The organism is Shewanella sp. 10N.286.51.B7, assembly GCF_002873615.1.
Classification (GTDB): domain Bacteria; phylum Pseudomonadota; class Gammaproteobacteria; order Enterobacterales; family Shewanellaceae; genus Shewanella; species Shewanella electrodiphila.
On the sequence record NZ_MCUF01000023.1, the window covers coordinates 47,736 to 60,272 of the forward strand.

Consider the following 12,537-nt stretch of genomic DNA (forward strand, 5'->3'; position numbering starts at 1 on the left):
CCCGATAACATTACATAATATGATTCGGGATTGAATTAAGCATCATCGAAGTGAGTTTATCAAAACGTTGCTCTCTATCTTCAACCGGTCTATCGGTATCAGTAAAGCCTTGCGCTAGGACCTTCCACACTGGTTGAATACTATTGGGATTGAATAACGCCACCAGCACAGAGCCTTTTTCATAATCGTCATCAACGCCTTTGGTAGATAAGCCTGCCACTAATCCCGCACGTTTCATAATTTCTTTATCATTGATTTCTGACTCTAATGCCATCCCAAAGCCCAATATAAGACTTGGAGACTGATCAGCCGCCACATAATTATAACCCTTAGCATTCATTATTTTAGTAATCGATTGACGCATATGTCTGACTAACTCAGCATCATCTATCTTATTTGCACTATGGACTGTAAACATCGTTGGATGCCAACTAAAGGTTTTAGCATGTTTTGAAATCATGCCTAAATCACCTGAAGTCACCATAGTAATGCGACTTGGGACGGGATCGATTATTGTTTCATTACTTGCACAACCGCTTATTAATACGGCAGCTAAGCTTATCCATAAACACCATTGTTTATTTATCATTTATCCGTTAATCCTATAATCAGAAACTGGCAAGTACCGCACAGGCAAGCACAATCGGTATAAAGCGCGAACTCTCGCATCAAAATTAATTTAACATATGAACCCTAACCTAACCTGACTCAAATTTAATAACAACAAATCCGAATATTTAAAGTATATTTTAAACACTTGAGAACAAATATTAAAAACACTTCCAACCACTTCGCCACATTTGTAACTCAGCAAAATCGATATAAATGCACTTTTTGCTTGTTCACTATGGGATAACGGCTAAAATGCAGGCCTGATAAAAAATTTCCGATTAAGAAAAACTCAATTTATGGAACTCGTCATTACCATTGCATTATTTGCCTTTTCTGCAGGTATTACTCCTGGTCCAAACAACATAATGTTGATGACTTCAGGGGTCAATTTTGGTGTAAAAAGCAGTATTCCACACTTATTGGGCATTATTGTTGGTTTCCCGAGTATGGTACTTGCTATAGGACTTGGTCTTAGTGCTGTGTTTCAAGCTTACCCTGTCGCTCACCAAGTCATTAAAGTAGCCGGTATTATCTATTTACTGTATCTGTCTTGGTTAATTGCCAATAGCTCAAGTAATTTAGAAGGCAAGAAAACAGCCAAACCGTTTAACTTTTTTCAAGCTGCCGCGTTTCAATGGGTTAACCCAAAAGGTTGGATAATGGCCGTGGGCGCTATCGCGACATTTACTAACATTCAGCAGCCGTTGGCACCACAAATTATCACCATTGCAGTGGTGTTTTTCTTTGTCGCACTCCCTTGCGCGTCCATTTGGTTAAGTTTTGGGATTGGACTGAAAAAATTACTTAAAAATGCTCGTCAGCAACGCATCTTTAATATCAGCATGGCATTATTATTAGTGCTATCCATCATACCTATGGTGCTACCTAATTAACGCGTCGCCAAATTGTCATCAATATATCAAGAGTAACCAGCAGGAAGTCAGATGTCAGAATTAACCGAATACCACATTGAAACGGCTAACTGGGTCAGTAAAGTGATCATGAAATATAATATTTGCCCGTTTGCCCGCCGCGAAGTCGAGCGCAACAGTATTCGTTATTTTTGCAGTGAGCAGACCAAAGTCAAACAAGTGATGAAAGACTTTCTCAGCGAGTGTCAGTTTTTAGACAACAATCCAGACGTTGAAACCACATTGTTTATCATGCCTCGTGGCTTTGAAGGGTTTTACAGTTATCTTGATATCGTTGACTTAGCTAATGACAAATTATTTGAACATGAATATGAAGGGGTTTATCAACTGGCAAGCTTTCACCCTGACTACTGTTTTGAAGGCGAACCACAAGATAGTGCAGCTAATTACACTAATCGCTCACCTTATCCAACAATTCATATTATTCGCGAAGCCAGTATGGAAGCAGCACTAGCAGAATATGATGAACCCGAAACCATTCCTGAGCGCAATATTGCTTTTGCTGAGCGAAAAGGCAGTGATTTTTTTACTGCATTATTAAAACAATGTCAGGTCAATAAATAACAGACATAGGTAGCCGATATAGGTAGCTGATATAGGTAGCTGATATAGTTGCAGATATAGATAACAAGGATAAACCTAAAGAGAATGAGTCAGGGTAAGTAATCGGTGCAGTTCAACTTAAGAGTATCAAATTGAAAAATCCACAATCGATACTGGGTCAAACCGGTATGCTATTTTTTCTCGTCATTATTAGCGCATTTCCGCCATTGACTATTGACTTGTATTTACCTGCTTTGCCCACCATGGTTGAGGCGTTAAACACTAATCAATCTATGGTCAACTTAACCCTGAGTAGTTACTTTGTCACCTATGCCACGGGTCTACTTTTTTGGGGACCACTAAGTGAAAAGTTCGGTAGAAAACCCATTTTACTCATCGGTATCTGTGGTTACATTCTTGCGAGTATTGGTTGTGCGCTTTCAGCTAATATTGAACAACTTATTGGTGTAAGAGTCTTACAGGCATTTGCAGCCAGTGCTGTCACTGTGGTTGCCACTGCCATTGTAAAAGACAGTTTTACTGGTCGTGAGCGCGAGAAAATCATGGCCACCATCATGTCTTTAGTGATCATCGCCCCCATGGTTGCGCCAGTGATTGGCGCTTTTTTGCTACAAATAGCCTCATGGCGGATGATGTTCGTAGTGCTCGCCATATATGGCACATTTGCAGCAATATTAGCCCTGTGTTACCAGGAAACCTTAGAGAAAAAATATGTTGGCTCAGTGCTTCGCTCTTGGGGAAGACTGGCTGTGATAATTAAAAACCCGAGATTTGCTATTTTATTAGTGGTCTTTTCGATGACATCAATGGCATTGATGGGGTTTCTAGCAGCGGGTTCTTACATCTATATAAATGACTTTGGCCTCACTGAGCAGCAATTTAGCTATGCATTTGCCTTTAACGCTATGTGCGCCGCATTCGGGCCAATGATTTATATGCACTTGTCACGCTATATCACTGTAAAAAGAATCATTACCCTGTGCTTTATTTTACTTACTATCGCTGGTGTATTAACTCTCAGTATCGGTCATATGTCAGCATTAACTTTTGCGGTTATTGCGGCCCCTGCAACAGTGGCCATTATTACCATGAGAGTACCAGGTACTAACTTAATGCTAGAGCAACAAACTCAGGACACTGGCTCTGCAGTCGCCCTGATCCAATTCAGTAGCATGATGAGTGGTGCCTTGGGGATGGTTTTAGTCTCAATAAGCCAAGCATCTTTAATTAGCAACTTAGGCATAATCCAACTCAGTGTCGGTTTACTCGGTGCTACTTTATGGATAGTTATCAAGAACAAACCCTTCGTTACTGATAACTTAATAAATAAACATTAAACAAGTTTAGCCGATTTAGTGCTGATCACTTCATCGGTTAAATTCATCGGTTAAATTCATCGATTAATTCTTGAGTTAACTCAAGAATTAGCTCAACGTTTATATCAAGATTTATATCAAAGTTTCATTGCTAATTGTTTGGCTTAAGGATTTGATGACAAATTTTCAGCCATTTTTGCAGCTATATTTTCGAACAACGCAAGCTCCTCTTCTGTAATTCCATTTGTCATTTGCTCATGTATTTTTTTATCTATTAGAGCAATATCCTCCATTATCAACTGGCTTTTTTCAGTTAAGCGTAAACATTGGCTGCGTTTATCTTCTGGATTAGGTTCTTTGACAATTAATTCTTGCGCTATTAATCCATTCAACAGTCGAGTGACTTGAGCTTTGTCACGATTTAAAAACTGCGCAATGTCTATTGCAGTACAGGGGATTTTTTTATTAATCACCTTAAGTACCCGCACATTCATCGGCGCCATATCTAGATTAAGTTTCTCAATATTATTATGTAATTGACGCTTTAAGCCATGTACCAATTGAAACAAGCTTTCTAAGGATTTTCGATCTTGCATAAATTAGCTCCGAATAAATTAGTTGACTTTATCAACTAAATCTTTATAGTTGACATTATCAACCATAATAATGGTTTTTTCAAGGTAGGAGTTACACAATGAACAATCAAACATCCATAACGTCGACCCTCGTCGCTGAAACTAAAACCCCGGTCTCTGTAAAAGTTCTGACAGTGTTAGGCATGATGACACTAATGGGTGGCACAATAACGGGGGTCATGACCTATATTAATCTCGGATATAGCAGCAGTTTTTTCAATCAGTGGTTAAGTGCTTTTTTACTCGCGACGGTAACTGTCATGCCTGCTGGTTTTATATTGATGACAGCATTGACAAAATTTGCTGAAAAGTTTCTACCTAAATTGGATAAGAAGTTTCAAAACATACTGATAGGTATCGCCATGGCGCTGATAATGGAATCAGGTTTAGCGCTATCGACGACCATCAATAACATCGGGATGACTGACCTTAATCAATTATTTTCAACTTGGTTTAATACAGTCACTGCCGCCCTACCATTTGCAGTAGCAATGATGCTGCTCGTGTCACTCACCATAAAACCTAAGGTCGAAGCTTTATTGAAAAGCTAAACAACCGTTACCTCATTGTCATATCAACATAAGGAATTCCCCATGAGTTCAATTATCCGCAAAAATCATCAATACCGTATTACCATTGAAGAAATCAACCTACCAGCACAACAAACTGGTCAGCAATTGGATTTTGAATTACAAGATAGAGAAGACTTGTTTAATGTCGTTAAAAACTTGCAAAAAGGAAGCGGTCTCGAAACATCGCTGGCGACCAAAGTTGCTGTTTCACTGCGTTTACTCGGACCTATAATGATGGAAAATAGAAAGCATCCATTATTTGTCGATTTTATGCCGCATTTTAAAGCTTTTATGCATAACCTTAAAAGCACAGTAAAAAGCGCCATCAAATAATCAAGCCAGACGTTACCGAAACACTCAACTTATATCTTTAGGAGCCAATCTATGAACATCGCTATTACTGCAGCAAGCGGACAATTAGGCAGCGCAATTGTTAACGCACTTTTAGATATCAATCCTAAAGAAAACATCATTGCTTTAGCGCGAACTCCTGAGAATGCTAAAACGTTAGGTGTTGAAGTGCGTTCTGGAGATTACAATAACTCGGCGCAATTAGCCCAATCACTACAAACTGTAGACGTATTACTATTGGTCTCAGGGATGGATGCACCAGATAATCGAATACAGCAGCACCGTAATGTCATTCATGCTGCAAAAACAGCAGGCGTAAAAAAGATTGTGTACACCAGTGTTCAAGGTGCTGAAGAAAATACTGCTTTCTCACCTGTGATACAAAGTAACCGTCAGACAGAGCAAGACATTCGTGAAAGCGGTGTAGACTGGGTCATTGGCCGCAATGGGATCTATATTGAACCCGATATTGAATATATAGACAGCTACAAAAAATCAGGTGTGATTGCCAATTGCGCTAATAACGGAAAATGCGGTTACACCACTCGCAGCGAACTTGCCTACGCCTATGCCCGAATGCTTACCGAGAGTAAACACAATGGGCAAACATATAATCTCCATGGTGAATCAATGACTCAATACCAACTGGCTGATTATATGAATCTAGCCTTTGGCACCTCATTGATTTACACCCCAATGACGGTTGAAGAATATCAGCAAGATAGAGTGGCAGAGTTGGGTGACTTTATTGGGACTGTTATTGCGGGGATTTATCAAGGTATTCTTGAAGGTAAAGCAGATAATCCAAGTCATTTTAATCTAGCTGCAGGCAGAGCGCACATCGGCTGGGATAAATACTTTACCGACTTGAAGCAAAGTTTGGCTTAATTCAGCGTGCTATACAGAGTACTGATTGAACCAATAAAAACGCCCTGCAATTGCAGGGCGTTATAATCAATGGAAGTTTTTTATTTACGAATGTTGAATAATTTCATAAAGCTTACTTCTTTCTTGCTTCTTGCTCACCCACTAAAGAAGCATTGCTAGCCCCTTGTGAGCCAATAACGAGTTTATCTTGCTGTACTAACCAAAAACCTAAGCCAACAAATACACCGCCACCGACAATATTGCCCAAAGTAACAGGAATGAGATTATTAAATACAAAGTTTACCAAGGTTAAATCGGCATACTGCTGTGGGTTAATATTTAACCCAAGATAAAAGCTCTCAGGTGCAAAAGCGTGAATCGCGACACCTAAGGGAACCATAAACATATTAGCAATACTATGCTCAAAACCACTACTGACAAACATAGCTACCGGTAGAATCATCAAAAAAGATTTAGTTAACAGATCTTTAGTGGCAAATGTCATCCACACAGCTAAACACACGAGCATGTTGCATAAAATCCCCAAAGTGAATGCTTGTAGCCAAGTATGATGAATTTTATGTTGGGCAATATTCAAAGCGTTTACCCCCCATTGTCCACCATTGAGCTCAAACATCCGCGACATCATAATCAACAACACCATAATCAATGCGCCAACTAAGTTCCCCGCGTATACACGTGCCCAGCACTGCAACTGCGTCGACGTTTTAATTTGTTTTTGTGCCCAAGGTATAGAGGTTAATACCGTACTGGTAAATAGCTCCGCACCGCATACCACAACAAGAATAAGACCTAAACTAAACGCAATACCGCCGATGAAACGCGTCATACCCCAACCACCGGTACTGCCCGTGGTCACAGTGACATAAAATACAAATGCAATTGCAATAAAGGCACCGGCAAATATCGACAAAATAAACGACTGCCAAGGACTTTTAGCCACCTTTGCTAAACCAAACTTTTCAGCTTGTTCATAAGTTGTTGGCGCTGGCGACTTATTTGTTAACTCGGTCGTTGAATTCGCCGAACTCTGGCGCTCTTCACCGGTTAATTTCTGCATATAAACCTCAAAACTTTTAACACTAAAATAGGATTAACAAAGTAAATCGCTTGTGCTATTTACCTAAACAAACTTGCGCTACAGACTTGAACTGAATCACTGCTTTATAACGTCATTTATAAATCATACAAATAAATTGGTAATACCAAGGTTTTTCATACGAACTTGGCTAAACACTTTCATATATTTGCTAAGTTTTCGCTAATAAATGATCAGCTCATCTAAAAGATGCTATAAAACAGTATAGCAAAGCTATATAGCGATAAGAAGGCAACACAAAGCTAGCTAACAATAAGCTGCAAGAGTAGTGACTAATGAGTGATTAAAAAACTTTTTGCGCAAAAAGTGTTAGCCAGATAACATTTTTGCCCATATCTTATTCGATTTTGATTTAATTAAGTGAAGTTGCATAAAACCTATGCTAATATTCTTTAGGTAAATTGGTCTTACCAATTTACATTTGATGAATTATTCGCTTCTACAGTAACGATTTTATTGTAAAAGCTAACAGATTAGATGCCCTATCAATTATCCATTTATAGGGGTCTCAATTTTTTGATATGCCAATTGGTTGTAACAGTTATCCACTACCATCATATGGCACATCAGCAGTCAATTAACGAGAAGGTAAATTACCATGACCGATAAAACAGAATTATTTGCAAACGCTTGGCAAGGTTTTGAAGCTGGCGATTGGAAAACTGAAGTTAATGTTCGTGACTTTATTCAGAAAAACTACACACCTTATGAAGGTGATGAGTCTTTCCTAGCAGGTGCTACTCAAGCTACTGAAACACTTTGGGAAAAAGTGATGGTCGGTATCAAGCAAGAGAACAGCACTCACGCTCCTGTTGATTTCGACACTAAAATGGTTTCAACCATTACTTCTCATGATGCTGGTTACATCAACAAAGATTTAGAGACTATCGTTGGTTTACAAACTGACGCGCCGCTTAAGCGTGCAATGCTACCTAATGGTGGTATTCGTATGGTTGAAGGGTCTTGTAAAGCATACGACCGCGTATTAGACGAAGATGTTAAGTACACTTACTCTGAATTACGTAAAACCCATAACCAAGGTGTATTCGATGTTTATACCCCTGAAATTATGGCATGTCGTAAATCAGGTATCTTAACGGGTTTACCTGATGCATACGGCCGTGGTCGTATCATTGGTGATTACCGTCGTATCGCGCTTTACGGTATCGATTACCTAATGCAAGATAAATTCGCTCAGTTCTCTTCTCTGCAAGCAGGTTTTGAAGCTGGCGAAGATTTATCAAGCACTATGCAACTACGTGAAGAAATTGCTGAGCAACATCGTTCATTAGGTCAAATGAAGAAAATGGCAGCAAAATATGGCTGTGATATTTCTTTACCGGCAACGAATGCTAAAGAAGCAATTCAGTGGACTTACTTCGGTTACCTTGCTGCAGTTAAAAGCCAAAATGGCGCGGCAATGTCATTAGGCCGTACTTCATCATTCCTTGATATCTTCATCGAACGTGACATCGCTAACGGCGTTATTACGGAAGAACAAGCGCAAGAAATGGTTGACCATTTCGTGATGAAATTACGTATGGTTCGTTTCCTACGTACTCCTGAATACGATGAGTTATTCTCTGGCGACCCAATCTGGGCAACTGAATCAGTTGCAGGTATGGGTTTAGATGGCCGAACTTTAGTGACTAAGAACAGCTTCCGTTTCTTACACACTTTATACAACATGGGCCCAAGCCCTGAGCCAAACATTACTGTTTTATGGTCGAATGCTTTACCACAGGGCTTTAAAAACTTCTGTGCCAAAGTGTCTATCGATACAAGCTCAATCCAGTACGAAAACGATGACTTAATGCGTCCAGATTTCGAATCTGACGATTACGCAATCGCTTGTTGTGTCAGCCCTATGATTGTAGGTAAACACATGCAGTTCTTCGGTGCTCGCGCTAACTTAGCGAAGACCATGCTTTACGCTATCAATGGTGGCGTAGATGAAAAAATGAAGACACAAATTGCCCCCGTTGCTGACAAAATCACTTCAGAAGTATTGGAGTTTGATGATGTGATGGGTCGTTTAGACGGCTTAATGGATTGGTTAGCGACACAATATGTGACAGCACTTAACTCTATCCATTACATGCATGACAAATATTCTTATGAAGCAGCGTTAATGGCACTTCATGATCGTGATGTTCGTCGTACTATGGCATGTGGTATCGCTGGTCTGTCAATTGCTGCCGATTCATTATCTGCAATCAAATACGGTACGGTTAAGCCAATCCGTGATGAAGACGGTATTGCAATCGACTTTGATATTTCAGGTGACTACCCGAAATTTGGTAACAATGACCCACGCGTAGATGACATTGCTTGTGACTTAGTTGAGCGTTTCATGGCTAAGATCCGTAACAAGAAAATGTACCGCAATGCGATTCCAACACAGTCAATCTTAACCATCACTTCTAACGTTGTTTATGGTAAGAAAACAGGTACAACACCTGATGGTCGTCCAGCTGGTGCACCATTTGCTCCAGGTGCAAACCCAATGCATGGCCGTGACGAAAACGGTGCTATCGCTTCACTGACTTCAGTAGCGAAACTACCATTTGCTCACGCTCAAGATGGTATTTCATACACTTTCTCTATCGTGCCAAATGCGTTAGGTAAAGATGAGACTGGACGTCGTTCTAACCTTGCATCGCTAATGGATGGTTACTTCATGAGTAACGCTAACAGCGAAGGTGGTCAGCACTTGAACGTTAACGTTATGAACCGTGAAATGCTTGAAGATGCGATTGTGAACCCTGAAAAGTACCCACAATTAACCATTCGAGTCTCAGGTTACGCTGTACGTTTCAACGCGCTAACACCTGAACAGCAACAAGATGTAATTACTCGTACTTTCACTAAAGGCTTGTAATACTTCTTAAAATTGGTTGTACTAATATACCGTTATGTTCATCCATAACATTTAGTACAACCATTTTTTTTTTGCTTGTTTGGAGACATCATGACCACAGGTCGTATCCACTCTATTGAATCTTTTGGCACCGTTGATGGTCCTGGTATCCGCTATGTCGCGTTTATGCAGGGATGTTTAATGAAATGCCAATACTGCCATAATCGCGACACTTGGGATTTAGACGGCGGTAAGGAAGTCACTGTTGATGAGCTCATGGGGCAAATCATCAGTTACAAACCTTTTCTACAATCTGGTGGCGTCACAGCAACAGGTGGAGAAGCCATTCTCCAAGCTGAATTTGTGACAGAACTTTTCAAAGCCTGCAAAGAAAATGATCTCCATACTTGCCTTGATACTAATGGTTTTGTACGTAAATACACTCCGGTGATTGACGAGTTACTCGATAATACCGATTTAGTGTTACTGGACATTAAACAAATGGATGATGCCAAGCACATCGATTTAACCAAGGTCAGCAATCAGCGTACGTTGCAATTCGCAGAATATTTAGCCAAACGTAACCAAAAGACCTGGGTAAGATATGTCGTTGTAGATGGCTTTACTGAAGATCTCGTTTCTGCGAAAGCATTAGCCGACTTTATTGAACCAATGAAGAATGTTGAAAAGGTAGAGTTACTGCCATACCACCAACTCGGCACCCACAAATGGGAAGCATTTGGTGAGACTTACTCATTAGCTGATACCAAACCACCTAGTAAAGAAACCATGGAAGCCATAAAGGCTGTATTCACTGAGCGCGGTATAAAAGCTGACTATTGATAAATTAACCGAAACAGCGATTAAAGCTGTTCCCAGTAACTTTTATCTAAACGTTCAAACGCCGTTTTTAAAATAAGCGCCATATCTAAATAACACGCTTTAGCCCCTAAAGGTTGGCAAGTTATGCCCATGGAACTCATTTTGGTGGTTAATTGGTTGGTCCAATCAAACAGTGTTATTGGTAATGGGTGTTTAGCTCGTAAACCTAACCATAACAAGCCTTGAATAGGCAAACTGATAAAGAATAACAGTATCGCAATCGCCTGAGGCAGAAACGCCCAGCCATTGACATACACTTGGCTAATTGCAGCCAAGATAGCGAAAAATGGCATCAACATAATGCCAAGATGGGTTGCCCTAACAACGCGGTATTCAGGGAAATAAAACCCAAGTTGTCGAACCATAGGCCAAGCTTTCATATAACGACGGCCGTCACCTATGATTTTGAACACTTTTACGCTCAACGTTACGCCCTATAAGATTTGAAATATATATGCACCATAGCACACAGCGATAATTAGCCCCAAATTTACGGTAAATTTATCGGTTGTTTAGTCATTAATTAACTATGATTGATAGTTGAAATAACACATTTCACGTCAATTTAAACTTTGCACGACTCAGACGAAAAGGTCTCAACATGTCACAAAAACTCGTACTAGTACTCAACTGCGGTAGCTCATCTTTAAAATTCGCTGTAATTGATGCTGTTTCAGGTGATGATCACATATCAGGACTTGCTGAATGCTTCGGTTTAGAAGATTCACGCATCAAATGGAAAGTTAACGGCGCAAAAAATGAAGCCAAACTTGGCGCATTTACCGCTCACCGTGAAGCTGTTGAATACATAGTTAACAATATTCTTGCTGACCAGCCAGAATTAGCGGCTCAAATTGAAGCAATCGGTCACCGTATCGTTCACGGTGGCGAGAAGTACTCTCGTTCTGTGATCATTAACGAAGACGTCATTACAGGTATTGAAGATTGTGCTTCATTAGCGCCACTTCATAACCCTGCGCATTTAATCGGTATTCGTGCTGCAATGGCTTCGTTCCCAGCTCTGCCGCAGGTCGCCGTGTTTGATACCGCATTCCACCAAACCATGCCTGAACATGCATACATTTATGCATTGCCATATAAGCTATACCGTGAACATGGTATTCGTCGCTACGGTATGCACGGTACAAGCCATTTATTTGTTAGCCGTGAAGCGGCTAAAGTACTTAACCAAGACACAGCTGATACTAATGTAATTGTTGCCCATTTAGGTAATGGCGCTTCTGTTACTGCAGTTAAAGGCGGTAAGAGTGTTGATACTTCTATGGGATTAACCCCACTAGAGGGTTTGGTTATGGGCACACGTTGTGGTGACATGGACCCTTCAATTATCTATCACTTAGTTAACCAACTCGGTTACACCATTGATGAAGTAAACAACCTATTAAACAAACAAAGTGGTTTGTTAGGTATATCTGAACTGACTAATGATTGTCGCGGCATTGAAGACGGCTATAAAGATGGCCATAAAGGCGCAACCTTAGCATTAGAAATCTTCTGCTACCGTTTAGCGAAATACATTGCTTCTTATACTGTGCCTTTAGGACGTTTAGATGCTGTGGTATTTACTGGTGGTATCGGTGAAAACTCTGACATTATTCGTGCAAAAGTATTAGAAATGCTAGCTATCTTTAACTTCAACGTGAACGAAGAGAAAAACCTAGCAGCACGTTTCGGTAAAGACGGCATTATTACAGAAGAAGGCAGCACAGTCGCGATGGTTATCCCAACTAATGAAGAGTGGGTTATCGCGGAAGATGCTATTAAGCTGATCACTGCTTAATCACCATTGCCAATTCGTAACAGCC

At 40.2% G+C, this 12,537-nt stretch carries 13 protein-coding genes; 9 read left to right on the forward strand and 4 right to left on the reverse strand.

Translation table 11 applies throughout. From position 1 onward, the window contains the following. Positions 1–10 precede the first annotated feature (10 nt). Positions 11–589, reverse strand: a complete 579-nt coding sequence (locus BCU84_RS05465) for a DUF4136 domain-containing protein (protein ID WP_102527089.1) — start codon at positions 587–589, stop codon at positions 11–13. A gap of 319 nt (positions 590–908) precedes the next feature. On the opposite strand from BCU84_RS05465, the gene BCU84_RS05470 reads away from it, so the two are divergent. The 3 genes from BCU84_RS05470 (at position 909) to BCU84_RS05480 (ending at position 3,445) form a co-directional block, all read left to right on the forward strand. Continuing rightward, complete coding sequence (locus BCU84_RS05470; RefSeq protein ID WP_102527090.1) at positions 909–1,505, forward strand: LysE family translocator; 597 nt, start codon at positions 909–911, stop codon at positions 1,503–1,505. Positions 1,506–1,556: 51 nt separating this feature from the next. Next, entirely contained in the window at positions 1,557–2,108 is a 552-nt protein-coding gene (locus BCU84_RS05475) for a DUF1415 domain-containing protein (protein WP_102527091.1), read from the forward strand. A 131-nt stretch (positions 2,109–2,239) separates the two neighbouring features. Then, positions 2,240–3,445, forward strand: a complete 1,206-nt coding sequence (locus tag BCU84_RS05480) for a multidrug effflux MFS transporter (protein ID WP_198589530.1) — start codon at positions 2,240–2,242, stop codon at positions 3,443–3,445. Between the two features lie 143 nt (positions 3,446–3,588). Here BCU84_RS05480 and BCU84_RS05485 read toward each other — a convergent pair whose 3' ends face one another. Next, positions 3,589–4,020, reverse strand: a complete 432-nt coding sequence (locus BCU84_RS05485; protein ID WP_102527092.1) for a MarR family transcriptional regulator — start codon at positions 4,018–4,020, stop codon at positions 3,589–3,591. Between the two features lie 98 nt (positions 4,021–4,118). Between BCU84_RS05485 and BCU84_RS05490 the strand changes: the two genes are divergently transcribed. The 3 genes from BCU84_RS05490 to BCU84_RS05500 are packed head-to-tail and all read left to right on the forward strand — an operon-like array spanning position 4,119 to position 5,870. Then, a complete protein-coding gene (locus BCU84_RS05490) occupies positions 4,119–4,610 on the forward strand; it encodes a DUF2798 domain-containing protein (RefSeq protein WP_102527093.1) in 492 nt (163 codons plus the stop codon). Positions 4,611–4,652: 42 nt separating this feature from the next. After that, entirely contained in the window at positions 4,653–4,964 is a 312-nt protein-coding gene (locus BCU84_RS05495; protein ID WP_102527094.1) for a DUF3861 domain-containing protein, read from the forward strand. 51 nt (positions 4,965–5,015) lie between these two features. After that, the gene (locus BCU84_RS05500; protein WP_102527095.1) at positions 5,016–5,870 is read left to right on the forward strand and encodes an SDR family oxidoreductase; all 855 of its coding nucleotides are present in this window, start codon (positions 5,016–5,018) and stop codon (positions 5,868–5,870) included. A 112-nt stretch (positions 5,871–5,982) separates the two neighbouring features. Here BCU84_RS05500 and focA read toward each other — a convergent pair whose 3' ends face one another. Next, positions 5,983–6,930 (reverse strand): formate transporter FocA, encoded by a 948-nt coding sequence (gene focA / locus BCU84_RS05505; RefSeq protein WP_102527096.1) that lies wholly within the window; start codon positions 6,928–6,930, stop codon positions 5,983–5,985. A 637-nt stretch (positions 6,931–7,567) separates the two neighbouring features. Between focA and pflB the strand changes: the two genes are divergently transcribed. Both pflB and pflA read left to right on the forward strand, forming a co-directional pair. After that, entirely contained in the window at positions 7,568–9,850 is a 2,283-nt protein-coding gene (gene pflB / locus BCU84_RS05510; RefSeq protein WP_102527097.1) for a formate C-acetyltransferase, read from the forward strand. Positions 9,851–9,937: 87 nt separating this feature from the next. Continuing rightward, complete coding sequence (gene pflA, locus BCU84_RS05515; RefSeq protein ID WP_102527179.1) at positions 9,938–10,672, forward strand: pyruvate formate lyase 1-activating protein; 735 nt, start codon at positions 9,938–9,940, stop codon at positions 10,670–10,672. A gap of 20 nt (positions 10,673–10,692) precedes the next feature. On the opposite strand, the gene yfbV is transcribed toward pflA, so the two are convergent. Further along, a complete protein-coding gene (yfbV, locus tag BCU84_RS05520) occupies positions 10,693–11,136 on the reverse strand; it encodes a terminus macrodomain insulation protein YfbV (protein WP_102527098.1) in 444 nt (147 codons plus the stop codon). Positions 11,137–11,312: 176 nt separating this feature from the next. Between yfbV and ackA the strand changes: the two genes are divergently transcribed. Next, positions 11,313–12,512 carry an acetate kinase gene (ackA, locus tag BCU84_RS05525; protein ID WP_102527099.1) on the forward strand — a complete coding sequence of 400 codons (1,200 nt, stop codon included), beginning with the start codon at positions 11,313–11,315 and terminating at the stop codon, positions 12,510–12,512. The last annotated feature ends 25 nt before the right edge of the window (positions 12,513–12,537 follow it).

What these genes read in the sequence shown, in the direction of transcription:
- pflB (WP_102527097.1), top strand. Translation starts at nt 7,568, where the DNA reads ATGACCGATAAAACAGAATTATTTGCAAACGCTTGGCAAGGTTTTGAA.
- BCU84_RS05475 (WP_102527091.1), top strand. Translation starts at nt 1,557, where the DNA reads ATGTCAGAATTAACCGAATACCACATTGAAACGGCTAACTGGGTCAGT.
- ackA (WP_102527099.1), top strand. Translation starts at nt 11,313, where the DNA reads ATGTCACAAAAACTCGTACTAGTACTCAACTGCGGTAGCTCATCTTTA.
- focA (WP_102527096.1), bottom strand. Translation starts at nt 6,930, where the DNA reads ATGCAGAAATTAACCGGTGAAGAGCGCCAGAGTTCGGCGAATTCAACG.
- BCU84_RS05470 (WP_102527090.1), top strand. Translation starts at nt 909, where the DNA reads ATGGAACTCGTCATTACCATTGCATTATTTGCCTTTTCTGCAGGTATT.
- BCU84_RS05465 (WP_102527089.1), bottom strand. Translation starts at nt 589, where the DNA reads ATGATAAATAAACAATGGTGTTTATGGATAAGCTTAGCTGCCGTATTA.
- BCU84_RS05500 (WP_102527095.1), top strand. Translation starts at nt 5,016, where the DNA reads ATGAACATCGCTATTACTGCAGCAAGCGGACAATTAGGCAGCGCAATT.
- BCU84_RS05485 (WP_102527092.1), bottom strand. Translation starts at nt 4,020, where the DNA reads ATGCAAGATCGAAAATCCTTAGAAAGCTTGTTTCAATTGGTACATGGC.
- BCU84_RS05490 (WP_102527093.1), top strand. Translation starts at nt 4,119, where the DNA reads ATGAACAATCAAACATCCATAACGTCGACCCTCGTCGCTGAAACTAAA.
- BCU84_RS05495 (WP_102527094.1), top strand. Translation starts at nt 4,653, where the DNA reads ATGAGTTCAATTATCCGCAAAAATCATCAATACCGTATTACCATTGAA.